This is a genomic window from Microbacterium sp. CH1 (assembly GCF_001595495.1).
GTDB lineage: Bacteria > Actinomycetota > Actinomycetes > Actinomycetales > Microbacteriaceae > Microbacterium.
Window position 1 is genome coordinate 1 of sequence record NZ_LOSO01000017.1, and the last position, 24,256, is coordinate 24,256.

Sequence of the window (24,256 nt, forward strand, 5' to 3'; positions counted from 1 at the left end):
CTCGCGTACGTTTTCGATCCCGCACGACCGCGGGCAACGGAAGCGGGACCGTAGCGGGACGGAAGGGCGGGGTCAGGCGGCGGGAAGGGCGTCGGCGCAGGAGAAGCGGGCGCGGTAGGCGGTGGGAGTCACACCCAGCACGCGGGCGAAGTTCTGCCGGAGAACGGCCGCGGAACCGAAGCCGCAGTCCGTCGCGATGTGTTCGAGCGGGAGGTCGGTGCGCTCGAGGAGACGCTGGGCCTGGATGATCCGCTGCCGGCCGAGCCACGCGGCAGGGGTCGCCCCGTACTCGGCCTTGAAGCGGCGCGCGAAGGTCCGCGGCGACATCAGCGCCCGGGCCGCGAGCTGGTCGACCGTCAGGTCTTCGCGGAGGTTCTCCATCGCCCAGTCGGCCACCACGGCGAGCGAATCCGTGGGCGCGACCGGGATGGGGCGATCGATGAACTGCGCCTGACCACCGTCCCGTTGCGGCGGCACCACCATCCGACGCGCGATCCGGTTGGTGATCTCCGCCCCGAGCTCCTGTCGCAGCAGGTGCAGGCAGGCGTCGATGCCGGCAGCGGTGCCCGCACTCGTGATGATGCGGCCGTCCTGGACGAAGAGCACGTCCGGATCGATGTCGACGGCGGGGTACATGTCGGCCATCGTGTGGGCGTACATCCAGTGCGTCGTGGCCCGCCGTCCGTCCAGGACCCCGGCCGCGGCGAGGATGAACGAGCCGCTGCAGACGCTCATGACCCACGCTCCGCGCGCCACGGCTTCGCGGGCCAGGTCGACGAGGAGCGGGTCGATGTCACCCCAGACCTCGCGCGGCACCGGGCAGAACACGACGAGGTCGGCCTCCGCGGCGAAGGACAGATCGTGCTCCACGTTGATGGAGAAGCCGATCTTGGAGCGCACGACCCCGGGCCGCGGGGCGACGATGCGGAAATCGAAGTTCGGCACCCCGTCGGCCGACCGGTCGAGGCCGAACGCCTCGCAGGCGACCCCGAACTCGAACGGCGCGAAGCCGTCCTGCACCACACACGCGACGGTCTTCATCACATCTCCCGGAATGGCAGTTTTCCTCCGCACAGTGCCCGATCCGCCACTCGTGGCAGCATCACACCGAGCGTAGCTTTTCTGCCATGCTACTCCTCATCCTCCTCCTCGCCCTCGCCATCTGGGCGCTCGTCGCCACGTTCGTCGAACTGCGTCGGGACGGCTACCGTCGCACTCCCACCGACTGGAGCCGCGTCGCCGGACTGGACGCCCTGTCGCAGGCCGACCCCGGACACGTCTATCGCTGACCTCCCGACCGTCCGCGAGGAGGGCTACGCTCGGGGGCATGAGCGACCCGCAGCAGCCCGGACACCCCTCGCGCGACGGCGCCGGCGACCCGGCCGCCCCGCCCCCTCCGTCGCTCCCGGCGGAGCCGCAGTACCCCGGCGCCCAGGCCCCCGCCCCGGGGGCACCGTACGCACCCGCTCCCGGCGGCGGCCACGTGTTCCCGACCGCGTCCCCGCAGGCCTTCCCCACGGCGAGCCCGCAGCCGTCACCGACCGCACCCGGTTTCGCCCCCGGATCCACCGGCATCCCGCCCTACGGCACCCCGACCCCGCGCGCACCCGGCGACGGCCTCGGCCGCGCCGCGTTCACCGTCGCGCTCGTGACGCTGGCGATCGATCTATTCCTGATCCTGGCGCGGCCCTTCGTCTACATGCCGAACCGGACCTACAGCATGATCGGCCTGATCGAGGGGGCATCGGGCATCCTCACCTTCCTCGGCTACGGGGCGGCGCTCGTGCTCGGCCTCATCGCTGCACGTCGACCGGGGCCGCGGCTGCTCGCCGGGATCGCCGTCGGCATCTCCGGCGCCGGCCTGCTGACGATCGTGCTGAGCTGGCTCTCGTCGAACTTCTACGGGTTCCTCTGACCGCTCAGGATCGCGGGAGCACCCGCTCGTAGACCTCGATCATGGCGGCCGTCCGCGACGACTGCCGGAAGGCGTCCGCCACGGCGGGCACCGGCTGCGGCGCGGTCCCGTCCGCGATGTCCGCGGCCGCCTGCCGCAGCGTCGCGGCGAGGGCCTCGATCCGTTGCGCCTCGACGGTTCGCCCGCGGGCGGCCGGGTCCGTCGTCGGCACCGCCCAGAGCCCGCCCTGGAGCTCGGCGGCGATGTCGGGGTCGCACACGACGGAGGGCGTGCCGAGGGTGGCCGCCTCGAACGGCGTCATGCCCTGGGTCTCGAACCCGATGGACGTCTGCACGAGCGCATCGGCGGCGGCGATCCGCTCGAGCGTCTGCGCATACGAGAGCCGGCCGGCGAACCGTACGTCCGCACGCCCCGCGACGATGCGTTCGGCCGCGGCGCGCTGTCCGCCGCCGCCGATCACCTCGAGCTCGGCGTCGATGCCCGCGTCGACCCAGGCCTGGAGGAACGGGAGGAGGCGCTTCTCCGGACTCATCCGCCCGAGCCAGACGAAGCGCGGGCGCCCCGGCGCCCGTTCGGCGGATGCCGCTGCGAGGGTCTGCGCACGGACGTCATCGTCGATGCCGTTCCACACGACATCGACCGTCCGCGCCACGCCGTTCTGCTCCAGGCGTCGCGCGAAGTGCCCGGACGGGGCCGTGACGGCGGCGGCGCCCGCCGCGAGACCGCGCAGGTACGACCACCCGTCGCTGCCACCGACCGGCACACCGATGCCGCGGAGGGCGGCGCGGCGCCACAGGTTGAGCACGGCGAGCACGGGCCGGTGCAGCGGGGTGACCGCGGCCAGCCCGACATCGACGCGGTTGTGCATCGTGTGCACGACCGGGATCCCGTGGCGGGCGGCGAAGCGGTGCCCGATGAAGGCGCCCCAGAAATCGGCCTGCACGTGGACGAGATCGACGGGCGGACGGTGCGCCATCGCCCGGTCGAGGACCCGGTCGGTCGCCCGCCCCGGCCAGGTCATCGCGTACTCCCGGTCGAGGGTGATCGGCAGCGACGGGAGGTCGACGTTCCCCTCCGACGGTGCAGCGTCGTCACGCCGTGCGTGCATACGAGGCGCGACGACCGTCACGGTGTGCCCGGCACGCTCCAGGAACGTCCGCTGCAGCCGCATCGACACCTGCGCCCCGCCGAGGGAGTCGAGGTGCTGATCGGCGAAGAAGACGACGTGCATCCGCGTCACTCGGGCAGCGGCTCGTCGCGGTACAGCGCCTCGAAGGTGTCGAGCGTGCGGTTGATGTCGTGGATGGCCACGCCGTCGAGGGACGCCTTCTGCATCCGCTCGTACTCGCCGGGGGAGGCGGTCAGCACGGCGGTGAGCTTCGCGGCGAGGTCGTCGACGTCTCCCGGCGTGAAGAGGTGCCCGTTCTCACCGTCGTGCACGAGATGCGGAAGGGCGACGGCGTCTGCGGCGACGATCGGCAGTGCCGATGCCATGGCCTCCATCGTCGCGATGGACTGCAGCTCGGCGATCGACGCGATGACGAAGAGGCTCGCACGGGACAGCAGCGCCCGCAGCTCCTCGTCGGTGGTCCGCCCGTGGAAGGTCACGCGATCGGACAGGCCGAGCTGCGCCGTCAGGTGCTCGAGCTGCTTGCGCTGGTCTCCGCCGCCGACGATGTCGAACGTCGTGTTCAGTGCCGGGTCGAGCTTGGTCATGGCCTTGAGGATGACCTCGACCTGCTTCTCCGCCGTCAGCCGGCCCACGAACACGAGCCGGTTCTCCTCGCGCGGGGCGATGACCGGGGTGTACTGGGAGCGGTCGATGCCGCAGCTCACCGGGATGACGCCGCGCACCTCGACCGTCTTCTCCAGGAAGTCGGCGGCCCGACGCGTGGGCGTGGTGATCGCCCGGGTCAGGTCGAAGGTGCGCTTCGCGTCGGCCCAGGCGAACTTGAGCACCAGGTCGTCGACGAACTTCGGCATGGTCGTGTGGTCGAGGATGTTCTCGGCCATGACGTGGTTCGTCGCGATGACCGGGATGCCGCGCTGCTTCGCGATGCGGGCGAGTCCACGCCCGATCACGATGTGGGACTGGATGTGCACGACGTCGGGCTGCACGGCGTCGAGCACCTTCCGGGCGTAGTGCTTGGAGCGCCACGGCCACACGAAGCGCAGCCAGTCATGCGGGGCCCACCGCACGGAGGGCAGGCGGTGGAGCGTCATCGGCTCCCCCTCGATGACCTCGGTGCGGGGTGCGGTGCGACGGTAGGCCTGGTTGGGGGCCACGACATGCACCTCGTGGCCGCGCTGCACGAGTCCGGCGGCGAGACGCTCGGCGAACCGGGCGGCGCCGTTGATGTCGGGGGCGAACGTGTCGCACCCGAGGAGGATCTTCAACGGACGGGGCTGCACGGCGGTGGCGTCGCGCGACGCATCGATCGGATCGTCGGAGGAGGTCACAGAGATGCCTAACGGGGTGGCGGCCAAGGAGAAGCCCTGGTCGGGCGGTGGCAACTCTACCCGAGGGCCCTGTCCCCGACGCCGAGCCATACCGCCATCCTTCAGCCTCGGCCGATACCGTGAAGCCATGCGACTGCACGCCGACGCCGACCCCCAGCTGTGGATCCCCGTGACGGACTCGCTCGGGTGGAGGGGACGCCGGCATCGCAAGGCCGCGATCCGGATGCTGCTCGGCCAGGTGAACGCCGCGGTCGGCGCGACGGAACGCCCCGGCTCGCGGTTCGGAGCCTGGGCGATGAGCCAGGCCGCGCCGATGCTCATGAAGAAGGCCGACGGCCGGGTCCTCGCGTGGACGTGGAAGGCGGAGCCCGACCTCGTCGTGGCGATGGCGACCGTGCAGGCGCTGACCCCCGACATCCGGATCGCCCGCGCGTCGATGCCGATGGAGTACGACGACACGACCTCCTTCCCGACCCGGCTCGGCGTCGGCGAGAAGCTCGTGGTCCCGACCCCGCCCTCACCTTCGGCGCCGCCTTTCGCGACCTACACCTGGGACACCGGTACGCACCTGGTGACCCTGACCGCCGTCTGCAGCGACCGCGAACGCTTCGGCACGCTCATCGGCGCGCTCGACGAACTGGCCCGCAGCCTCCGCGTCGCCGACGACCTCACCGGCGGCGAGTCGCCCGACGTCCTCCGCCTCCCGCCCGCCTGACAGCGATCCCGCCCGGCGGGATGAGAAACGCGCCTCCCGAAAGGCGGGGAGGCGCGTTTCTGATCCGGCACAGAGAACCCGGCGCGAGGAGGCCGGGGGCTCAGCGTGCGATGCGGAGCGTGCGCACCTCGAAGGGGCGGAGGTGGAGGGCGCCGCCGAGACGGGGCGCCTCGATCTCGTCCTCGATCAGGCTCACCTCGCGCACCTCGCGGTGCTCGAAGCCGACGGAGAGCTCGCCGACCGCCCGGCGCCCGAGCGCCTCGTACACACGCACGATGACATCGCCGGAGCCGTCGTCGGCGAGCTTCACGGCCGAGACGACGATCCCTTCGCCCGACACCTCCACCAGCGGCTCGACCTCGCGCGTCCCGCGGATCACCGTGGGCAGGCTGTTGAGGCGGATGCCCTCGGCCGTCGCGATCGCGGCGTCGGCACCGATCACGAAGCCGACCTCGATCTCATGGAGCCCGTGGTCGGTGTCCGGGTCGGGGAAGCGCGGCGCCCGCAGCAGGGAGAGCCGCACGGTCGTGGTGACCCCGTCCTCGCCGACCTCGCGCGTCGTGTCGTACCCGTAGATCGAGTCGTTCACGAGGGCGGCGCCGAAGTCCTGCTCCCGCACCAGCACGAAGCGGTGCATCGAGGTCTCGAACTTCGCCGCCTCCCAGCTGGTGTTCGTGTGGGTGACGCGTGCCTGGTAGCCGAACTGCGTCTCGGCTTCGGTGTGCGACGCCTGGATGTCGAGCGGGAACGCGAGCTTGAGCAGCTTCTCGGTCTCGTGCCAGTCGACCTCGTTGCGCAGCAGCACCGTGCGCGAGTCGGGCGCGAGGAGGATGGTCTGCGTGATCGTCGACTCCGAGAACGCACGCACGACGACGATCTGCGCGACACCGTCCACGAGGGATGCCTCGATGGAGGAGACCGCCGTGAGGTCGTCGACGCTGTTGCGGTAGTACCGGTCGATGTCCCAGGCGTCCCACATGTTCGGGAAGTCCTGGTGCAGCTGGAACAGGTTCGCGGCCCTGCCGGGCGCGACCGTCTCCCGTCCCGTGGCCTTGTCGACGGCGGAGACAATCAGGCCCTCGCCCGAGACGAGCACGGACACGAGTTCATTCTCCAGGCGCCACCCCGGGTGGGTCGCTGAGCCTGCCGAGGCGTCCTCGACGAGCGAGACCGGCCCTTCGACGGGCTCAGGGACCCACGCGGCGCCGAGCGCGCGTCCCCGGCCCACCGAGCTCGGCTCGAACCGCAGCTCACGGTCACCCTCCCCGGCGAGCGACCGGCGCGCGGCGTCGGCGATGTCCTGCGCATCTGACAGCACATCCGACAGCGCCTCGACCGCCTCGCGGTGCACCCACGCGATCGAGGTGCCGGGCAGGATGTCGTGGAACTCGTGCAGCAGCACGGCCTGCCAGAGCCGGTCGAGCTCGGCCTGCGGGTACGCGGCGCCCGTGCGCACGGCATCGGTCGCCGCCCACAGCTCGGCTTCCACCAACGCGTGCTCGGCCCAGCGGTGCAGAGCCTTCGTGGCGTGCTGGCTGGTGAGCGTGCCGCGGTGCAGCTCGAGGTAGAGCTCGCCGACCCACACGGCGGGGTTCGGCAGCTCGGCCTTGGCGGCGTCGAAGAACACGTCCGGGTGCTCCCACACCACCTGCGCACTGCCCTCGAGGTCGCGCAGCCGCTCGGCCTTGCCGGTCATCTCGCGCGTCGTGCCGCCGCCGCCGTCACCCCAGCCGACCGGGGCGATCGACCGCGAGCTGAGACGGTTCTCCTTGAACTGCCGCGAGGCCTTCGCGACCTCCATCCCACTGAGCTGCGAGTTGTAGGTGTCCATCGACGGGAAGTGCGTGAACACCTGCGAGCCGTCGATGCCCTCCCAGAGGAAGGAGTGGTGCGGGAACACGTTCTGCTGGTTCCAGGAGATCTTCTGCGTGAAGAACCACTCGAACCCGGCACGGCGCATCAGCTGCGGCAGGGCCGGCGAGTAGCCGAAGCTGTCCGGCAGCCACACGCCCTTCGACCGGATGCCGAACTCCCGCTCGAAGAACCGCTGGCCGTGCGAGAACTGCCGCACGAGCGACTCACCCGTCGGCATCACGGTGTCGGACTCCACCCACATGCCGCCCAGCGGCAGGAAGCGCCCGGCGGCGACGGCGGCCTTGACCCGCTCCCACACCTCGGGGCGGTGCTCCTTGATCCAGGCGTACTGCTGCGCGCTCGACATGCCGTACTGGAAGTCGGGCTGCTCCTCGATGAGCGCGGTCATGGACGAGGTGGTGCGCGCGACCTTGCGGATCGTCTCGCGCACCGGCCACAGCCAGGCGGAGTCGATGTGCGCGTGGCCGACGGCCGAGATCCGGTGCGCACTCGCCTCGGCGGGCGCGGCCAGCACGTCGGCGAGTCGGGCCCGCGCGTCGCCGGCGGTCTCCACGACGTGCTGCAGGTCGAGCACGTCGAGCGCGTCGTCCAGGGCCTGCAGGATGCGCATGCGGCGCGGCGACGTGGCAGGCAGCTCCGCCTGCAGCTCGAACAGCACCTCGAGGTCGAGGGCGAGATCGAACACCTCGGGCTCGAACACCGCGAGGTCGAGGCGCCGCAGCCGGTACAGCGGCTCCTTCGAGGAGGTGAGGATGTCGCCCTCCTGGGTCGGCAGGAAGGGGTGGTAGTCGAGGAGGACAGGGTTGGACGCGCCCTCCAGGTAGAGCTCGACGGGCTCATCGCCCGCCGCCGTCTCCACGATCGGCACCCACTGGTTGCGCGGGTTGATGCTCTTGATCGGCGTGCCGTCCGGTCGGTACGCGAGGGCCTCGCACTGGAACCCCGTCATGTTCACGTCGAAGCCCAGGTCGATGAGCGCCTCGACCCGGCGTCCCGCCCATTCCGCGGGCACCCGACCGGTGAGCTTGAACCACGTCGTCCCCCAGGCCGGGCCCCACAGCTCGCCGACCGCGGCCGGGGCGAACGAGAGCGCCAGGCCCTCCACCGGGGCGATGGGCTCTCCGGGGAGCTGGTGCGCCTCGACCGTGAGGGGAACCGCGGCCGAGTGGATCGCGGGGCGGATGCGCTCGTCGAGGACCCGCTTGACGCGGCCGACGGTGAGCGAGGTGTCGTCATGCATGGTGGGGTTCTCCGGGCTCGACGGTGAGGGATGGGGTTCGATGCGCGTGTTACTAAAACGATCTAGCACGGGAGTCTACGGCACGATCTCCCCTGCTTTCGAGAGGCTAAATCGATCAAGTAGGGTGATGCCTATGACCCCGGGGAAACGCGTGACCATCGCGGATATCGCGCGCATGGCCGGCGTCTCCCCCGGCGCCGTCTCGTTCGCCCTCAACGGTCGCCCCGGGGTGAGCGAGGAGACCCGGCAGCGCATCCTCTCGATCATCGAGGAGCATCACTGGCAGCCGAGCTCCGCCGCGCGCGCCCTCGTCGGCGCCCGGGCCAACGCGGTCGGATTCGCCCTCGCCCGCCCGGCGCGCTCCCTCGGTTCCGAGGCCTTCTTCACCGACCTCATCGCCGGCATCGAGTCCCGCCTCTCCGAGAGCAAGGTCGGTCTGCAGCTCCGCCTCGTCGCCGACATCGACGAGGAGATGGAAGTGCATCGGCAGTGGCGGTCGTCGAATCAGGTCGACGGCATCATCCTCATCGACCCGCGCGACGACGACCCGCGCGGCGCGCGCATCACGGCCCTGGACGCGCGCGCCGTCATGATCGGCTCGAAGCCCTCCCCGGACGGCGCGGTGCCCAGCGTGTGGATCGGCGACGACACCGTCGCGGAGACGCTGTTCTCCTACCTCGCCGCCCTCGGCCACGCGCGCATCGCCTACGTCGCCGGTCCGGCCGAACTGGAGCACACCCGCCTGCGCGCCGAGGTGCTGGAGCGGATGGCGGCGGACGGCATCGCCGGCGAGGTCATCACGACCGACTTCTCCCCCGCCCGTGCCTCCGCCGTGACGCGCGCGCAGCTCTCCGGCCGGCAGCGCCCGACCGCGATCGTCTACGACAACGACGTGATGGCCGTCGCCGGCCTCCGCGTGGCGCAGGAGATGGGCAGAGCCGTTCCCCGCGACGTCTCCCTCGCGTCGTTCGACGACTCCGTCATCGCGGGTCTCATCAATCCGTCGATCACCGCGATGACCCGCGACACGTTCGAGCTCGGCGAGCAGGCGGCCACGCTCCTGCTGCAGCAGATCGAGGGCGGCACCACGCTGCCGAGCGTCCAGGGCCCGACCCCGGTGCTCACCGCTCGCGAGAGCACCGCGCCACCACCCCGCTGAGACCCCGCCTCCCCGCCGACACCCCGGGCTCTCGACGCACGCACCCCGGGGTCTCGACGACGACCCGGGGTCTCGGCGACTCAGACGGGGGAGAGACTCAGACGACGGTGTTGACGGAGGCGTAGCGCGTCACGTCGGACGCGGACGGGGCGGGGTGGATAAGGCGCTGGATGCCGCGTGTCTCCAGCGCCGCGGGGTCCTGTGCGGTGCGGGAGGTCACCAGGGCGGGGTCGTCGCCGGCCGCGCAGGCATCGACCCAGGCCTGGAAGACCGCGCCGCCGGGGCTCAGCGCCGCCCGGCTCACCGGCACCTCCTGCTCGTCGACGTCCACGACGATCGCCGTCGGACGAGCCGGAGCCGCGGTGCGGGTACGCAGCTCGGGGATGAGCTCCGCGAACCGGCGGCCGAGGGGCTTCGCCGCCCCCTCCTGGTCGATCAGCCCGAGGGAGTACTCCAGCTCCGGGAAGTCGGCGAGCTCCCGGCTCACGTCGTGCGAGCACCACCAGGTCACACCCCAGAGGTTCTCGGTGCGGAGAGCCGAGCGCACGGTGGCCTCGAGGAACCCGGGCATCTCGCTCTCGTCGAGACAGTTCGAGGGGGCACCCACCTCCTGCAGCCAGATGGGCCGGGCGGGATCCGTCGCGAAGGCGCGGGAGAGCTCGATGAGGTACTCGGCATGACGGTCCGCCGCGACGGAGCGCCCACCGTAGCGCTGCGCCGTGCCGTTGAAGATCCAGGAGTGGATGGTCGTCATCGCGCCGAGCCGGGAGGCATGCGCCGGCGTGAACCCGTGATCGTCCATGTACCAGACCGCGTCGTACTCGCTGTGCACGTGCGGCAGCCCGGGAGCACCCCGGTCCGCTGCGGCGAGCAGGGCCTCGATCCAGGCGCCCGCCTCATCCGTCGTGACCGGCCACGGCGAGGGGTGGGTGTGCGCGGAGAACTGGTTCGTCTCGTTGCCGAGCGTGAGCCCGAGGAAGTTCGGGGCGTCCCGCAGCGCGCCGGCCAGCCGCTCCACGAGCTGCGCCTGGCCGTCCAGGGCGCTCGGATCGGTGAACATGTTCCGGTCGTGCCAGGTGTACAGCCAGGACGGGACGAAGTCGAAGCTCGACAGATGCCCCTGGATGACATCGACGCTCGCGTCCAGCCCGAACTCGGCGGCGATGTCGACCATGGCGCGCACGTCGTCGATCGCCTTCGCTCGGATCAGGGTGCGGTTCGGCTGCAGGACGGTCCAGAGCGGGAACACGCGCACGTGGTCGAGGCCGAGCGCGGCGAGGGCCGCGAAGTCGCGGCGCACGTCGTCCGGGGTGAAGTCGAGCCAGGAGTGCATCCAGTCCGTCGACGGCGTGTAGTTCGCCCCGAAGCGGAGTGGGGCGTCGAGAGCGCCGCGCTGCGTCATGTGTGCACCTTTCGGACCGTGCCCTCCCGCGAGGACATGTCGCACCACTATAACGCTTGAGCATCAGCCTCGATAGGGATGTCTTGACACCGACCGGATCCGATGGTTTCATCTGCTAAAGCGCTGTAGTCCCTCTGTCGGACCGCGCCGATTCGCCCGCCTCGAGGAAGAAGCACGATGAAAGTTCCCGCACGCATTGTCGCTCTGGCAACCTTCACGATCGGCGCCCTGGCGCTCGTGAGCTGCACCGGAGGCGGCGCCGCCTCGGACGGCGCCGGCCCCATCGACACCTCCGGTGAGCTCAGCGGAACCATCCAGTTCCAGACCTGGTCGCTGAAGAACGAGAAGTTCACCCCGTACTTCGAAGACCTCATCGCCGCCTTCGAGGAAGAGCACCCGGACGTGACCGTCGAGTGGCTCGACCAGCCCGGCGACGGCTACCAGGAGAAGATCCTGAGCCAGGCGAACGCCGACACGCTGCCCGACGTGCTCAACCTGCCGCCGGACATCGCCTACCCCCTCGTCGCGGCGGGGAAGCTCGTCGACCTCGACACCGCGGATCCGGACCTGAAGGCGGCGTACAACGCCGGCGCCTGGGACGCGTACAGCCATTACCCCGGCGTCGAGGGCACCTACGGTCTGCCGTGGTACCTCTCCAGCGACGCGTCCTGGTGGAACCTCGCCCAACTCGCCCCGTACGGCGTCACCGAGGAGAACCTCCCGACGACGGTCGACGAGCTGCTCACGCTCGCGAAGGACGTCGCCACGGAGTCCGGCGGCAAGGTCCAGCTCCTCTCCTCGATCCCGGCGCTCGATACCTTCACCGCCGCCGGCATGGAGGTCATCAACGACGAGGGCGAGTTCGACTTCAACACCGACGAGGCCGCCGCGATCATCGAGCAGTACGCCGACGCCTACGCGGCGGGCGCGATGCCCGCCGAGGCACTGACCGGCGACTACGGCGGGAACGCGGAGGCGTACATCCAGGAGAAGGTCGCCTTCACGACCGGCGGCACCGGCTTCACGACCGATCTGCAGAAGGACGCCCCGGCACTGCTGGAGAACACCGTCGCCACCCCGCGCCTCGGTGTCGCCCCGCTCTACGTGCAGGGCCTCAACGTCTCCGCCGACTCCGACAACAAGGAAGCCGCACTCGCGTTCGCCGAGTTCGCGACGAACGAGGAGAACCAGGTCGCGTTCTCCTCCCTCGCGGTCGGCACCGCCCCCGGCACGGCCGACGGCGGCGACCAGGTGGTCGAGAACATCGCCTCCTCCGTCACGGACGAGAAGCAGCTCGCCGCGATCGACACCGTGTTCGGCGCGATGAAGGACGCCAAGGCGCTGCCGTTCCAGTGGACCTCGGACATGGCCACCTACATGACCCAGCAGATCGCCCTGGCCGTGAACGGCGAGGCCGACGCCAAGACGCAGCTCGACAAGATCGTCGAGTACGCCAACGCGAACCGCGTGGACCAGTGAGCGTGCGCGCGGACACCGGCACCCGGCAGCGGAGGTCGACGATGAGATCCCACAAGTGGTTCACCCCGTGGCTGCTCCTCGCCCCCGCCGTGATCTGGGTGCTGGTGTTCGCGCTCTGGCCGTTCCTGAACACCGTCGTCCTCAGCTTCACGGACGCGCGGCCCCTGCGGACCCCGGAGTTCGTCGGCGGCGCGAACTACGAGCGCATGTTCGGCGACGAGATGTTCTGGAACGCGCTGACCACCTGCCTCATCTACGTGGTCGTGTGCGTGCCGCTGCTCACGATCCTCCCGCTGCTCCTCGCTCTCCTCGTGCAGAAGAAGCTCCCCGGCATCTCGTTCTTCCGCACCACGTTCTACTTCCCCGTCATCGCCTCGGTCGTCGTGGTCGCCCTCATCTGGACCTGGCTGTTCGACAGCCGGGGCATCATCAACCAGACCCTGGAGTTCCTCGGCCTCATCGATCAGCCGATGGCCTTCCTCGTCGACCGTTGGTTGCTGCTCGGCTGCGCGATCCTGCTCACGGTGTGGAAGGGACTCGGGTACTACATGGTGGTGTACCTCGCCGCCCTGGGGAACGTGGGCAAGGAGCTGCACGAGGCCGCCATGCTCGACGGTGCGAGCTCCTTCCGCCGCTTCCTCTCCGTCACGATCCCGTCCGTGCGCGGGGCGATGCTCCTCATCGCGGTGCTGATCGCGGTGTCCGCCATGCGCGTGTTCGCCGAGCTCGACGTGCTCTCCAAGAGCACGGGCGGCCCCGGCGGCTACGACATGTCGCTCGTGATGCTCATCCGCCAGGTGGGCTCGGGCCTGAACGGCAACATCGGCTACGCGTCCGCGATCAGCGTGGCGCTGTTCCTCCTCACGCTCGTGCCGCTCGCGGCGATCGCGTTCATGAACCGCGAGAAGAAGGCGAAGGTCTCCGCATGACGACTCTGACGACACCCCCGGTGGAGAGCACTCCGCCCGCGGAGGAGGCACCGCGGCCCGGCCGCGAGCGCATCTTCCGCCGCCGCGGCTCCGGCGACTTCAGCAAGCCCACGCTCGGCGGACTCATCGGCCGGTACGCGCTGCTGCTGTTCGTCCTGTTCCTCGTCATCGGCCCCTTCGTCTGGCAGCTCTCCACCTCGTTCAAGGGACCGCAGGAGAACATCTACTCCTTCCCGCCCGAGCTCATCCCCCGCGATCCGACGCTGCAGAACTACACGAGGGTCGCCGACATCGTCCCCGTCTACCTCTACGCCTGGCACTCGCTGCTCGTCTCGCTCGGCACCGTGCTCAGCAACGTGATCCTGGCCACGTTCGCCGGCTACGCCCTGGGCTGCATGCGCTTCCGCGGGAAGTGGATCGTCATGGGCATCCTGCTGTCCACACTGCTGTTCCCCGGCGAGGTCACGGTCACCAGCAACTTCCTCACCATCCGCGCGCTCGGTCTCGCCGACACCCTGTGGGGCGTCTTCCTCCCCGGAGCGATCAGCGCCATGAACGTGCTGCTCGTCGCCACCGCGTGCCGGATGATCCCGAAGGACGTGCTGGACGCGGCCACCGTCGACGGTGCGTCCACGTGGCAGCGCATCCGCCACATCGTGTGGCCGAACATCCGCGGCATGGTCTCGGTGGTGGCGATCTTCGCGTTCATCGGCGCGTGGGACGACTACCTCTGGCCGCTCATCGTGCTCTCCGACCCGGCGAAATACACCCTGACCGTCGGCATGGCCTACCTCAACAGCAGCTTCTCGGTCGACCCCCGACTCATCGCCGCCGGCACCATGATCGCGCTCGTGCCCATCGTCATCATGTTCTCTTTCACGCAGCGCTTCTTCTTCAAGGGCGTGCAGGAGGGTGCGCTGAAGGGGTGAACGCGCCGCTGCTCCGCCCGGCCTCCGGTCCCGCGGATCCTCCGTCGTCGCGCCCGCACGCCGGAGTGCTCCCCGGAGTCGCCTTCGCGTACTCGTTCGACCCCTCCCACGGCGCGCAGCGGATCGATGTCCCCGGCCTCGACGGCATCGCCCTCACCCCGGACACCGTGCTGCACTGGGCGTTCTACGCCGACGGCCCCGCCGCGACCCTCGCCCCCTGGGCCGCGCTCGCGGTCGCCGTCGACGTCCGGACCCCCGACGGCAGCCGGCTGAGCGACATCGCCGCCGTCCGCGACCGCTACGACTTCCCGCTCACGGCCGAGGGGCAGTTCGCCGCCCGGTGGAGCATGCCCGAGCAGTGGAACGCCGACAGCGTCGCCCTCGCGCCCCTCGCCGTCGGGAGGGGCACGGGCACGGTCGAGCTCGTCTTCGGTACCGCCGATCTCGCGACCACGCCGGATGTGCCCACCGAGGTCAGCGGCTTCGTCCAGGTCCGCGTCGAGGAGCGCCCTGGCCCCGGCGACCTCCCACCCGTCGAGCGGGTCGACACCCGGCGCGGCTCCCACTCCGGCCCCCGCTTCTCCCGCGGGAACACGATCCCGGCGGTCGCCGTGCCGCACGGCTTCACCTTCGTCACGCCCGCGACCGACGCGGCGGATCCGCGCTGGCCCTATCGCCCGTTCGTGCACGACGATCCGCAGGGGCGGCGCCTCGGAGCCCTGCAGTTCTCGCACCAGCCCAGCCCGTGGATCGGCGATCGCTCGGTGCTCCAGCTCATGCCGTTCCGGGGGACGCCGAGGTCGGACAGGGAGGCCCGGCGTCGCCGGATCGTCCCCGAGAGCGAGCGGGCCCGCCCGCACGAGTACGCCGCGGACCTCGGCGACGGGCTGCAGGTCGAGATGACCGCGACCTCGCATGCCGCCGCGTTCCGCACGCGGTGCGACGACCCGCACGCCGCCGTGGGGTTCGTGATCGACCAGCTCACGGACGACGGCCGACTCACCTTCACCGACGCCGGCTTCGAGGGCTGGATCCCCGAGGGGTCCGAGGACTGGGGGAACGCCCCGCGCTGCTACTTCGCCGGGACCGTGCACAGCGCCTCGGACGTCGCGAAGGGTGCCCTGGACGACAGCGGGCGCGCCCGGGTCGCGGGCTTCGTCCGCGCCAGGGGCGCTGTCGAGGTGCGGGTCGGGGTCTCGTTCCTCTCCGTCGCGCAGGCTCGGCACAGCCTCGCCCTCGAGGCCCCTCCCGCCGTCCCCTTCGACGAGCTCCGCGCCTGCGCGGCCGCCGCGTGGAACCGCGTGCTCGGTCGCGTGACGATCCCCCCGCTCCCCGAGGCCGAGCGTCCGTTCCGCGGCCTGGCCGACGAGGAGCAGCGCGCCCGGATCGCCGCCGCACTCCACCGGATGCACCTGTATCCGAACACGGCGGCGGAGAACGCGGGCACCGCGGACGCGCCGGAATGGCGGTTCGCCGACGTGTTCGCGCCCCGGACAGCCTTCGGAGAGACCACCACGGGAGCGCCGGTCGCGGAGGGCGAGCTCGTCGTCAACAACGGCTACTGGGACACGTACCGCACCGAGTGGCCCGCGCTCGCGCTCCTCGACCCCGCGCTGGCCGGACGCCTGCTGGACGGGCAGCTCACCCAGTATCGCCGCGGCGGCTGGATGGCCCGCTGGAGCGCCCCCGGGTACGTCGACAGCATGGTCGGCACCTCGAGCGACCAGATCTTCGCCGACGCCGCGCGGTGGGACGTTCCCTTCGACCGGGAGACGGCGTTCGAGAGCGGGTGGCGCCACGCGTGCGAGCCGGGACCCGATCCGCGACGGGGTCGCAAGGGCATCGGCCGCGGGCGCTTCCTCGGCTTCATCCCGTCCGACGTGCCGGAGGGGATGAGCTGGAGCATCGAGAACGCCGTGAGCGACGCCGCCCTCGGCCGGTTCGCCGCCCGACTCGCGACATCGGCGGCCGCGGCGGACCAGGCCGCGCGCTATCGGGCCTTCGCGCGGTACTTCGCGAATCGCTCCCGCGCGGCGCGCGTGCTCTTCGACCCGGCGTCCGGATTCTTCCGCGGTCGCGCGGCGGACGGCTCGTTCGCGCCGGATTTCGATCCTCGGGTCTGGGGTGGCGACAACGTCGAGACGAACGCCTGGGGCATGTCGGTCGGCACGGTGCACGACGGGCCGGGACTCGCGGCGCTGCACGGCGGGCGGATCGGACTCGGCCGGCACCTCGACGCCCTCTTCGCGGAGCCGGAGACCGCTGACGAGCGCTTCGGCGGTGCGTACGGCACGGTCATCCACGAGCAGCGCGAAGCCCGCGCTCAGCGGTCGGGCATGTGCGCCCTGTCGAATCAGCCGGCCCACCACATCCCCTTCATGTACGCCTTCAGCGACCGGCCGTGGCACAGCGCGGGCCTCGTGCACGGCCTCGCGCGCCGTCTCTTCGCCGGTGCGCACATCGGCCAGGGATTCCCCGGTGACGAGGACAACGGAGAGATGAGCGCCTGGTGGCTCTGGGCCGCGCTCGGCCTGTATCCCCTGGAGCTCGCGGCGGGGTCTCTGCGCATCGGATCGCCCCTCTCGGACGACATCCGGGTCGCGCGCGGAGACGGCTCGTCGCTGCGCATCCGCTCGCGACGGAGCTCCCCCGAAGCCCACGTGGTGGAGGAGGCACGCCTGGACGGACGCCCGCTGCCCACCGCCGACCTCCCGATCGACGCACTCCAGGGAAATGCGGTGCTCGAGCTCGTGCTCGGCACGGACCCGGCGCGCGCGCTGGAGAGCGGGGAGGACGCGCTCGACGCGGAGCCGTGGCACCGCGACCTCACGGGCGGAGAGGGAGAGGCCGTCGCCTCCGCGGATGTCCGCGAGGCGCGGCGCCTGTTCGACGACGGCGACCCGCGGGGTGACGAGGGCGTCCGGCTGCCGGAAGGCTCGTGGGTGGGCTGGCGATTCCCCTCACCCCGCGGCCTCACCGACATCACCCTCACGAGCCGCGAGCCCGTCGCGGCCGGTGTGCTGCGCGGGGAGGTGGAGGGGGCCGACGGTCGCTGGCACCCGCTCACCACGACGCACCTCGAAGACCTGGCGCCCGATCGCACGACGCCGTTCGCTGTGGAGACGCGGGTCATGACCTCGGCCGTCCGCATCCGCGCGGAGGCCGAGGTCACGCTCCGTCAGATCGAGCTCTTCGATCTGGACTGAATCACCGCGCCGCTGCGCGGTAGACGGTCGCCTCGCCCTTCAGCGCCTCGGTGATGCCGGAGAGGTAGGCCGACTGGTTCGTCGCGGTGAGGTTGTACGCGACATAGACGCCGTACCCGTCAGCCACCGTGCGCCGAGCGAAGTCGGCGGCCGTCGAGGCACTCGTGTTCGCGAGGTCGATGGCCGCGGCGCCGAGCCGGCCCCGGTCGTCCAGGCCCGGCACGGTGGGAGCGTCGTAGGTCGGGTAGTACGGGTTCCAGGCGTGATCGAGCACGCTGCCGGCGTCGAAGAGGCCGAAGTCCGTGGTCGTGTAGGACGGGCCGATCGCATACAGCGTGATGAGCTTGTCCGGGCCGAGCCGGTCGCGCAACGCAGAGGCCAGCCAGCCGAAGGACTGCGGGTTCGGCTGCGGGGTGCCGTTCGCCCCGTAGTTGCTCCACTCGTCGTCGAAGTCGATGCCGTCGAGGCCGTAGGCGGTCACGGTGTCGGCGAGCTGCGTGGCGAAGGCGTCGGCATCCGCGTACGACGTGAAGTTCGCGAAGCCGGCCCCCTGGTGGTTTCCGAGCACCGACAGCAGCACCTTGGTGCCCTGGGCCTGCAGCGGACGGATCTGGTTCTGCGCATCCTGCAGCGTCTCGGTGACCCGGTCGTTGAGGTGGAGGACCGCCTGCTCCCCGTCGTAGTTGATGTTCGCGGCGAAGATCATGGCCAGATCGACCGCGGGACGGCCCGACTCGGCGAGCGTGTAGTCCGCGACGTTCGCTAAATCGTTCGAGTTCACCTCGACGTAGACGGCGAGCTTCGGGTCGGCAGCGGCGGCATCGGCGACCGCCGCGGTCGAGGCGGCGAGGGCGGCGGCTCCGGCGGCGGCGAACGCCGCTGCTGCCGCGATACCTCTTCTCAGGCGGGACGATCGTGCGGGTGAGGAACTCATGACGGGATCTTCTCCTTCGGCGTCGTTGTCGAGATCGGGTCGCGACGTCGCGACTCGCGGCCGACTATATCGCTTAAGCACAGGTGTCGGAAGGGCATGCTGGCGGTGCGCACCGATTCCGACGATGCTGGACGCATGCGCGCCCTCCGACTCCTCTGGCGGTATCCGGTCATCACGCTCACGGTCCTGGTCTTCGCCGTGGTCGGGGCGCTCCACGCCGCAGGCGAAGAGGCCATCGGCCGATGGGTCGCGACGATCTTCGTGGCTGCGGTGGTCGTGTGGACGCTCATCGGCATGGTCCGCGACGTGCTCCGCGGCCACGTCGGACTCGACATCCTCGCCGTCGTCGCCATGGTGGCGACACTCGCGGTGGGCGAGTACATCGCAGCGCTCATCATCGTCCTCATGCTCTCCGGGGGCGAGGCGCTGGAGGACTTCGCGGGCCGCCGGGCCAAGCGCGACCTCTCCGCTCTGCTGGATCGCTCGCCGCGCAGCGCCCATGTGCTGACACACCCCGAGGATGCGGACTCGGACGCGGCGAGGGAGGTGCCGGTCGACGATGTGGCCGTGGGCGACGTGCTTCTCGTCCGCCCGGCGGAGATCATCCCCGTGGACGGTGAACTGCTCACGGACAGCGCGTCGTTCGACGAATCCTCGCTCACGGGCGAGAGCCTGCCCGTGACGCGCGGCGCGGGCGACGAGGTGCTGTCTGGCGCGATCAACGGCAGCCGGGCCATCCGCCTCCGCGCCCTCCGCACTGGCGCCGACAGCCAGTACCAGCAGATCGTCGCCCTGGTCGCCCAGGCCGAGTCCTCCCACGCACCCATCGTGCGCCTCGCCGACCGGTTCGCGATCCCGTTCACCGCCGTCGCGCTCGTGCTCGCGGGGACGGCCTGGGCGCTCTCCGGCGACGCCACGCGGTTCGCCGAAGTGCTCGTGCTGGCGACGCCCTGTCCCCTGCTGATCGCCGCCCCCGTCGCCTTCCTCGGCGGACTCTCCCGGGCGGCGAAGTCGGGCGTCATCATGAAGAGCGGTGCGGTGATCGAGGAGATCGCTCGCGTGCGCTCTGCGGCGTTCGACAAGACCGGGACGCTCACCCAGGGGAGGCCGGAGCTCGTCGACGTGCGTCCGGCACAGGGCTTCGATGCGGATGAGATCCTGCGACTCGCCGCCTCGGCCGAGCAGTACTCCTCGCACGTGCTCGCCGACGGCATCCGCCGCGCCGCCGCCGCCCGAGGCCTGGCGCTGCACGGGGCGACGGAGGCGAGCGAGACCGCGACGAACGGGGTGTCCGCGACGATCGGCGGCCGCGCGGTTGTCGTCGGCAAGCCGGCGTATGTGGCGTCCCTCGCCCCGGACACCGTACGGGCGGAGCTCGCGCCGGGACAGGCCGCCGCCTATGTCGCCGTGGACGGACGGTTCGCGGGGGTCCTGGTCCTCGCCGATGCCGCCCGCCCGGAGGCGCCGGCCGTGATCTCGTGGCTGCGGACGCACGAGGTCGACCGGCTCGCGATGCTGACCGGGGATGTGGAGACCACCGCGGCGTCGATCGGACGGCAGGTCGGGATCGACGATATCCACGCCGAACTCCTGCCGCCCGAGAAGGTGCGTCTGGCCGCCGAGATGCAACCACGGCCCGTGCTGATGGTCGGCGACGGCGTGAACGACGCCCCGGTGCTGGCAGCGGCCGACATCGGCATCGCGATGGGCGCGAAGGGAGCGACGGCCGCCGGGGACGCCGCCGACGTCGTCATCCTCGTGGATTCGCTCGCCAAGGTCGTCGACGCCGTCGCGATCGGACGGCACACCCTCCGCGTCGCCCTCACCGCGATCTGGATCGGGATCGGGCTGAGCGTGGGGCTGATGATCGTCGCGATGACCGGCGCCATCCCCGCGGTCGTCGGCGCGCTGGTCCAGGAGCTCGTCGACCTCGCGACGATCCTCTACGCCCTGCGCGCGCTGAGCGGCCCGCCGAGCGATCTCCGCCCCTCCGCCTGAGCGCTGTTCCTGCACCGCACGCGGTTCCGCCTCTCCCGTCCACAGGTCCCGTGTTCGCGGTCCTGCCGCTGCGGAATACCGTGACAGCCTGAGACCCCGGACTCAGACTGGAGGCATGACCGTGGACGACCCGCAGGTATGGACTCTGATCGGCGTCTTCGCCGCCGTGATGCTCGGCGGCATGACGCTCATGACGTCGCAGCTCAGCCGCGTGATCCGTGCGGAGGCGGACCGCATCGACGGAACCCTCTCCGCACGGATCGACCGCATCGACGGCACCCTCTCCGCACGGATCGACGGCCTCGACGCCCGGCTGGGACGGATCGAGACGAAGGTCGACGATCTCGACAGGGAGCTCACGAACCTCGCGACGCGATTCTGGCGCTCGCAGTGACGAGCCGCGGCCTCAGATCGAGACGTCGCCGACGAGGTTGACCTTGATGCCCATGCCGTCGAACATCGCGGCCTTCGCGATCAGCGCCTTGTCCGCGGTCTCGGCGTCGGGCGCGTAGACGAGCTGCGCGTGGTTCGCCTTGTGTCGCGCCATGAACTGGTCGCGCGAGATGCCGTGCAGCACCACATGGGCGATCGGCCACTCCGGGTTCGTGGCGTCCTTCCGGCGCTGCGTCTCCTCCGCCGGCAGCTCGACGACCGACGCCCGGAAGATGTCCGCCTGCAGGACGCCCTCGGCGATGAACACCCGGGAGAGCACGACCTCGCCGGGCTTCGAGACGCCGTTGATCGTGGCACCGCCGGCGGGGAAGAACACGTGACCCTGGCGCCACCCCTCCGCGTTCTGCCAGCCGCCGAGGTGGGAGGCCGGCACCGAGCCGGAGATCTCGTACACCCACACGAACTGCCCCTCGTAGTCCTCGCCCCAACGGACGTCGTGGAGAGTGTTGTCGGGGACGAGCCCCATCGCCCGCCAGACGCGGTCGGTCACGAGCGCATCGACGGCGACGCCCTCGTCGGCCTCGTTGAAGTGCGGGAACGCGCGACCCTCGTGCAGCACGCGGGAGCCGTCGCGCGAGGTCACCGGCGGGCGCTCGGTGGAGTTCAGGATGCCCTCCGCCAGGTCCGACGCCGGAACGAGATCCTTCAAGCCCTGCTGGTACTGGATGCCGACGGCGTCGAGGCCGAAGTCGTCGGCGATGCGGAGGGCGGCGATGTACATCTTCAGCTGCCACTGCACCTGCTCGCGGGTGAGCTCGGTCGCGGCGTCCTCGCCGTAGCGGAAGGTCATGCCGCGCTCGATCAGCCAGTCGTAGGCGGCGTCGGCCTCCTCCTCGGTGACGTTCAGCATCTCCGCGTAGAGAGCCGACTGCGACAGGCGCTCCTTGTAGATGCCGGTCTGGTTGAGGAGCTCGTCGTCGAAGATGGCGTTGTACATGCCCATGCAGCCCTCGTCGAAGACGCCGATGATGGCCTTCTCGGCGCGCAGCTCCGCGGCGAGCGCCTCGCCGAGCTGCTTCTCCGGGCTGTCCGGCAGTGCGGGGAGCGGACGCACGTGGGAGGCATCGTGCGTGATGGCGCCGGTCTCCGTCCACTCCCGGATGCCGTCGCGGAACCAGTCGTCGGTGAAGTCGACCGACCAGATCGTCGCGTACGGCTTGTCCATCTTCGTCAGGCCCGCGTTGAGGCCGAGGAGGCCGACGAGGCCGGGCCAGTCGCCCGCGAAGTTCGCCACCGTGAGGATCGGGCCCTCGTGCGTGCGGAGGCCCGCGAGCACGTGGTGCGAGTACTGCCAGACGGCCTCGGCGACGATGAGCGGCGCGTCGACGGGAATGTTCTTGAACACCTCGAGACCCATGCGCTGGCTGGAGATGAAGCCGTGACCGGTCTCCGGGTCGACCCCATTGGCGCGGACGACCGTCCAGCCGAGGTCGTTCAGCACGCCGGTGACCCCGGCCTCGAGCTCGAGCTGGGTGGGCCAGCCGGCCGTGTTGGCCGACTCGCGCAGGTCACCGGAGGCGATCAGGTACGCGGTCTTCGGCGCAGCGGTGGGACGGGATGCCGGGGTGGGCAGGGTGTAGGCGGTCATGAGTTCTCCGGGGTCGAGGGGGTGGGGGATCCGTCGCGCTGGGCGGCGGCGAGTTCATGGACGACGTCCTTCGAGCCGTCGTACAGGCGCACGTAGCGGTCGAAGAGGGCGTCGGCGAAGGGACGTAGCGCCTCGTCCGGGCGGACGGTGTCGGCGATGGGGTTCCAGTCGGTGATCGCGGGCGCGGCACCGTCGGCGGCCGTGGCGGTCGCCGCGAGGAAGGCGGCGCCGTAGCTCGCGCCGATCGTCGTCTGCGGCACCTCCTGCACCAGCCCGGTGATGTCCGAGACGATCTGCAGCCAGAGCCGTCCCTGCGTGCCGCCGCCGACCGCCACGATGCGGCGGATGTCGGCGCCGGCGGCGCGCATGGTCTCGACGTTGTGGCGTACGCCCAGCGCGGTGGCCTCGAGGGCCGCGCGATAGAGGTCTCCTCGGGTGTGCCGGAGGGTGAGCCCGGCGATGACCCCGCGGGCATCGGGATCCTGGATCGGGGTGCGCTCACCGGCGAAGTACGGCAGCATCAGCAGGCCGTTCGCGCCGGGACCCGACTCCTCCGCCTCGGCGAGCAGCGCCGGGTAGTCGGCGCCGGAGAAGTCCTTCAGCCACGCGGTGAGCGCTCCGGATGTGGACAGCCCGCCGGCGAGGTTGCGCGTGCCCGCGAAGGCGCCGGCCGTCGTCCACATCGAGGGCGTGCGGAGGGTCTGCTCCCCGGTCGCGACGAGGAACATCGTCGTGCCGTACATCAGCATGAGGTCGCCGACCTCGTGGGCGCCGACGCTCACCGCCTCGGTCCAGGCGTCGATCGTGCCGGTGATGACCGGGGTCCCCTCGGGCAGGCCGGTCATGTCCGCCGCAGCGGCGGTCACGGTGCCCGCGATCTCCCCCGCCCAGCGCAGCGGCGGCTGCTCGATCGTCCCGGCGAACCGCTGCCACCAGGGGTCGTGCCACTGCTCGCGCTCGATGTCGTACAGCGGCGAGACCTGGCTGGCCGACTGGTGGTCGAGGACGTAGGCGCCGGTGAGCTTGCGGGCCAGCCAGGAGGCGGGCATGTAGAGCCGCCGCGCGCGCTGCCACGCCTCCGGCTCCTCCTCGGCGACCCAGGCGATCTTCGGCCCACCGGCCTGCGAGGTGAGCGTCGAGCCGCCCACGCGGGTGATCTCCTCGACGCCCAGCTCCGCCGTCATGCGCTCGATCTGTGCGGTGGAACGGGTGTCCACACCGTAGAGGATCGCGGGGCGCACGGCCTCGTCGTCCTCGTCGGCGAGCAGGACGCACGGGCCCATGCCGCTCACGCCGACGCCCACGACCTCCGCGTCGGGGACCGCGGCGAGAAGGTCGGTGGCCAGCTCGACGAACTCGTCCCACCAGATCCGGCCGTCCATCTCGACCCATCCGGACTGCGGACGGGAGACGTCGTGCGCGCGGGTCACCGTCACGAGGATCGTGCCGGCGGGGTCCACGAGGACGCCCTTGCTGCTGGACGTGCCGATGTCCACCCCAAGCGTGCAGCGCATGGTCTCTCCTTCGATCCCGACGGGCCGTGCAGGCCTGGAGCCAGGCTACGCGAAATCGATTTCAAGACGCAAGGAGCCGACTGCTTCTGCACCACGAGGACCGATATCGAGAGTCTCCACAGTCTTCGCCTCCGGCCGGAAAAACGCCGGTTCAGCACCGGAATACCGTGACATCCTGACCCCTCCGATCGAGACTGGAGGCATGCCCTTGAACGACCCGCAGGTATGGACGCTGATCGGCATCTTCGTGACGACGATGCTCGGCGGCATGACCCTCATGACGACGCAGTTCGGTCGCGTGCTCCGTGCGGAGATCGGCGGACTGCGTGGGGAGATGACCGGTGAGATCGGCACCCTCCGCACCGAGATGACCACCGAGATCGGCACCCTCCGCACCGACATGACCACCGAGATCGGCACCCTCCGCACCGACATGACCACCGAGACCACACGACTACGC

19 protein-coding genes are annotated in these 24,256 nt (G+C 70.8%); 11 read left to right on the top strand and 8 right to left on the bottom strand.

Annotated features, from left to right (window positions below; genetic code table 11):
- Positions 1-72: 72 nt before the first annotated feature.
- On the bottom strand, positions 73-1,041 hold the full coding sequence (locus tag AUV07_RS11035) for a GlxA family transcriptional regulator (RefSeq protein ID WP_062636112.1): 969 nt from the start codon (positions 1,039-1,041) through the stop codon (positions 73-75).
- An 86-nt stretch (positions 1,042-1,127) separates the two neighbouring features.
- Between AUV07_RS11035 and AUV07_RS17825 the strand changes: the two genes are divergently transcribed.
- Together AUV07_RS17825 and AUV07_RS11040 are read left to right on the top strand one after the other, a co-directional pair.
- Positions 1,128-1,289, top strand: a complete 162-nt coding sequence (locus AUV07_RS17825) for a hypothetical protein (protein ID WP_180964602.1) — start codon at positions 1,128-1,130, stop codon at positions 1,287-1,289.
- Between the two features lie 38 nt (positions 1,290-1,327).
- The gene (locus AUV07_RS11040; RefSeq protein ID WP_062636113.1) at positions 1,328-1,915 is read left to right on the top strand and encodes a hypothetical protein; all 588 of its coding nucleotides are present in this window, start codon (positions 1,328-1,330) and stop codon (positions 1,913-1,915) included.
- Positions 1,916-1,919: 4 nt separating this feature from the next.
- On the opposite strand, the gene AUV07_RS11045 is transcribed toward AUV07_RS11040, so the two are convergent.
- Together AUV07_RS11045 and AUV07_RS11050 are read right to left on the bottom strand one after the other, a co-directional pair.
- Positions 1,920-3,146: a glycosyltransferase gene (locus AUV07_RS11045; protein WP_062636137.1), complete on the bottom strand. Its 1,227-nt coding sequence runs from the start codon at positions 3,144-3,146 to the stop codon at positions 1,920-1,922.
- Positions 3,147-3,151: 5 nt separating this feature from the next.
- Positions 3,152-4,381 carry a glycosyltransferase gene (locus AUV07_RS11050; RefSeq protein ID WP_062636139.1) on the bottom strand — a complete coding sequence of 410 codons (1,230 nt, stop codon included), beginning with the start codon at positions 4,379-4,381 and terminating at the stop codon, positions 3,152-3,154.
- 121 nt (positions 4,382-4,502) lie between these two features.
- Here AUV07_RS11050 and AUV07_RS11055 point away from each other — a divergent pair, with 121 nt between their 5' ends.
- Complete coding sequence (locus tag AUV07_RS11055; protein WP_062636114.1) at positions 4,503-5,090, top strand: hypothetical protein; 588 nt, start codon at positions 4,503-4,505, stop codon at positions 5,088-5,090.
- Between the two features lie 100 nt (positions 5,091-5,190).
- Here the strand turns inward: AUV07_RS11055 and AUV07_RS11060 are convergent, their stop codons facing one another.
- Complete coding sequence (locus AUV07_RS11060; RefSeq protein WP_062636115.1) at positions 5,191-8,205, bottom strand: alpha-mannosidase; 3,015 nt, start codon at positions 8,203-8,205, stop codon at positions 5,191-5,193.
- Between the two features lie 151 nt (positions 8,206-8,356).
- Here AUV07_RS11060 and AUV07_RS11065 point away from each other — a divergent pair, with 151 nt between their 5' ends.
- Positions 8,357-9,364, top strand: a complete 1,008-nt coding sequence (locus AUV07_RS11065) for a LacI family DNA-binding transcriptional regulator (RefSeq protein WP_231868248.1) — start codon at positions 8,357-8,359, stop codon at positions 9,362-9,364.
- Between the two features lie 97 nt (positions 9,365-9,461).
- Here the strand turns inward: AUV07_RS11065 and AUV07_RS11070 are convergent, their stop codons facing one another.
- On the bottom strand, positions 9,462-10,766 hold the full coding sequence (locus AUV07_RS11070; protein WP_062636119.1) for a glycoside hydrolase 5 family protein: 1,305 nt from the start codon (positions 10,764-10,766) through the stop codon (positions 9,462-9,464).
- Positions 10,767-10,943: 177 nt separating this feature from the next.
- Between AUV07_RS11070 and AUV07_RS11075 the strand changes: the two genes are divergently transcribed.
- The 4 genes from AUV07_RS11075 to AUV07_RS11090 are packed head-to-tail and all read left to right on the top strand — an operon-like array spanning position 10,944 to position 17,309.
- A complete protein-coding gene (locus tag AUV07_RS11075; protein ID WP_062636120.1) occupies positions 10,944-12,245 on the top strand; it encodes an ABC transporter substrate-binding protein in 1,302 nt (433 codons plus the stop codon).
- Between the two features lie 41 nt (positions 12,246-12,286).
- Positions 12,287-13,174 (top strand): carbohydrate ABC transporter permease, encoded by an 888-nt coding sequence (locus tag AUV07_RS11080; RefSeq protein WP_025102636.1) that lies wholly within the window; start codon positions 12,287-12,289, stop codon positions 13,172-13,174.
- Complete coding sequence (locus tag AUV07_RS11085; RefSeq protein ID WP_062636122.1) at positions 13,171-14,103, top strand: carbohydrate ABC transporter permease; 933 nt, start codon at positions 13,171-13,173, stop codon at positions 14,101-14,103. The genes AUV07_RS11080 and AUV07_RS11085 overlap by 4 nt, the downstream gene beginning before the upstream one ends.
- Positions 14,100-17,309 (top strand): GH92 family glycosyl hydrolase, encoded by a 3,210-nt coding sequence (locus AUV07_RS11090; RefSeq protein ID WP_062636124.1) that lies wholly within the window; start codon positions 14,100-14,102, stop codon positions 17,307-17,309. Before AUV07_RS11085 ends, AUV07_RS11090 begins: the two co-directional genes overlap by 4 nt.
- A 1-nt stretch (position 17,310) precedes the next feature.
- Here AUV07_RS11090 and AUV07_RS11095 read toward each other — a convergent pair whose 3' ends face one another.
- Positions 17,311-18,243, bottom strand: coding sequence for an endo-beta-N-acetylglucosaminidase H (locus AUV07_RS11095; RefSeq protein WP_062636126.1), 933 nt, complete (start codon positions 18,241-18,243; stop codon positions 17,311-17,313).
- A gap of 135 nt (positions 18,244-18,378) precedes the next feature.
- Here AUV07_RS11095 and AUV07_RS11100 point away from each other — a divergent pair, with 135 nt between their 5' ends.
- Entirely contained in the window at positions 18,379-20,241 is a 1,863-nt protein-coding gene (locus AUV07_RS11100; protein WP_062636141.1) for a heavy metal translocating P-type ATPase, read from the top strand.
- Between the two features lie 115 nt (positions 20,242-20,356).
- The gene (locus AUV07_RS11105; protein WP_062636129.1) at positions 20,357-20,635 is read left to right on the top strand and encodes a hypothetical protein; all 279 of its coding nucleotides are present in this window, start codon (positions 20,357-20,359) and stop codon (positions 20,633-20,635) included.
- Between the two features lie 12 nt (positions 20,636-20,647).
- Here AUV07_RS11105 and AUV07_RS11110 read toward each other — a convergent pair whose 3' ends face one another.
- Together AUV07_RS11110 and AUV07_RS11115 are read right to left on the bottom strand one after the other, a co-directional pair.
- A complete protein-coding gene (locus AUV07_RS11110) occupies positions 20,648-22,282 on the bottom strand; it encodes a fucose isomerase (RefSeq protein ID WP_062636130.1) in 1,635 nt (544 codons plus the stop codon).
- The gene (locus AUV07_RS11115) at positions 22,279-23,796 is read right to left on the bottom strand and encodes an FGGY-family carbohydrate kinase (protein WP_062636133.1); all 1,518 of its coding nucleotides are present in this window, start codon (positions 23,794-23,796) and stop codon (positions 22,279-22,281) included. The genes AUV07_RS11110 and AUV07_RS11115 overlap by 4 nt, the downstream gene beginning before the upstream one ends.
- A gap of 202 nt (positions 23,797-23,998) precedes the next feature.
- Here AUV07_RS11115 and AUV07_RS11120 point away from each other — a divergent pair.
- Positions 23,999-24,256, top strand: a 258-nt coding sequence (locus tag AUV07_RS11120; protein WP_062636135.1) for a hypothetical protein, incomplete at its 3' end; no start/stop codon positions are given.

What these genes read in the sequence shown, in the direction of transcription:
- AUV07_RS11055 (WP_062636114.1), top strand. Translation starts at nt 4,503, where the DNA reads ATGCGACTGCACGCCGACGCCGACCCCCAGCTGTGGATCCCCGTGACG.
- AUV07_RS11105 (WP_062636129.1), top strand. Translation starts at nt 20,357, where the DNA reads ATGACCGTGGACGACCCGCAGGTATGGACTCTGATCGGCGTCTTCGCC.
- AUV07_RS11070 (WP_062636119.1), bottom strand. Translation starts at nt 10,766, where the DNA reads ATGACGCAGCGCGGCGCTCTCGACGCCCCACTCCGCTTCGGGGCGAAC.
- AUV07_RS11040 (WP_062636113.1), top strand. Translation starts at nt 1,328, where the DNA reads ATGAGCGACCCGCAGCAGCCCGGACACCCCTCGCGCGACGGCGCCGGC.
- AUV07_RS11035 (WP_062636112.1), bottom strand. Translation starts at nt 1,041, where the DNA reads ATGAAGACCGTCGCGTGTGTGGTGCAGGACGGCTTCGCGCCGTTCGAG.
- AUV07_RS11075 (WP_062636120.1), top strand. Translation starts at nt 10,944, where the DNA reads ATGAAAGTTCCCGCACGCATTGTCGCTCTGGCAACCTTCACGATCGGC.
- AUV07_RS11060 (WP_062636115.1), bottom strand. Translation starts at nt 8,205, where the DNA reads ATGCATGACGACACCTCGCTCACCGTCGGCCGCGTCAAGCGGGTCCTC.
- AUV07_RS11085 (WP_062636122.1), top strand. Translation starts at nt 13,171, where the DNA reads ATGACGACTCTGACGACACCCCCGGTGGAGAGCACTCCGCCCGCGGAG.
- AUV07_RS11045 (WP_062636137.1), bottom strand. Translation starts at nt 3,146, where the DNA reads ATGCACGTCGTCTTCTTCGCCGATCAGCACCTCGACTCCCTCGGCGGG.
- AUV07_RS11115 (WP_062636133.1), bottom strand. Translation starts at nt 23,796, where the DNA reads ATGCGCTGCACGCTTGGGGTGGACATCGGCACGTCCAGCAGCAAGGGC.
- AUV07_RS17825 (WP_180964602.1), top strand. Translation starts at nt 1,128, where the DNA reads ATGCTACTCCTCATCCTCCTCCTCGCCCTCGCCATCTGGGCGCTCGTC.
- AUV07_RS11095 (WP_062636126.1), bottom strand. Translation starts at nt 18,243, where the DNA reads ATGAGTTCCTCACCCGCACGATCGTCCCGCCTGAGAAGAGGTATCGCG.
- AUV07_RS11100 (WP_062636141.1), top strand. Translation starts at nt 18,379, where the DNA reads ATGCGCGCCCTCCGACTCCTCTGGCGGTATCCGGTCATCACGCTCACG.
- AUV07_RS11110 (WP_062636130.1), bottom strand. Translation starts at nt 22,282, where the DNA reads ATGACCGCCTACACCCTGCCCACCCCGGCATCCCGTCCCACCGCTGCG.
- AUV07_RS11080 (WP_025102636.1), top strand. Translation starts at nt 12,287, where the DNA reads ATGAGATCCCACAAGTGGTTCACCCCGTGGCTGCTCCTCGCCCCCGCC.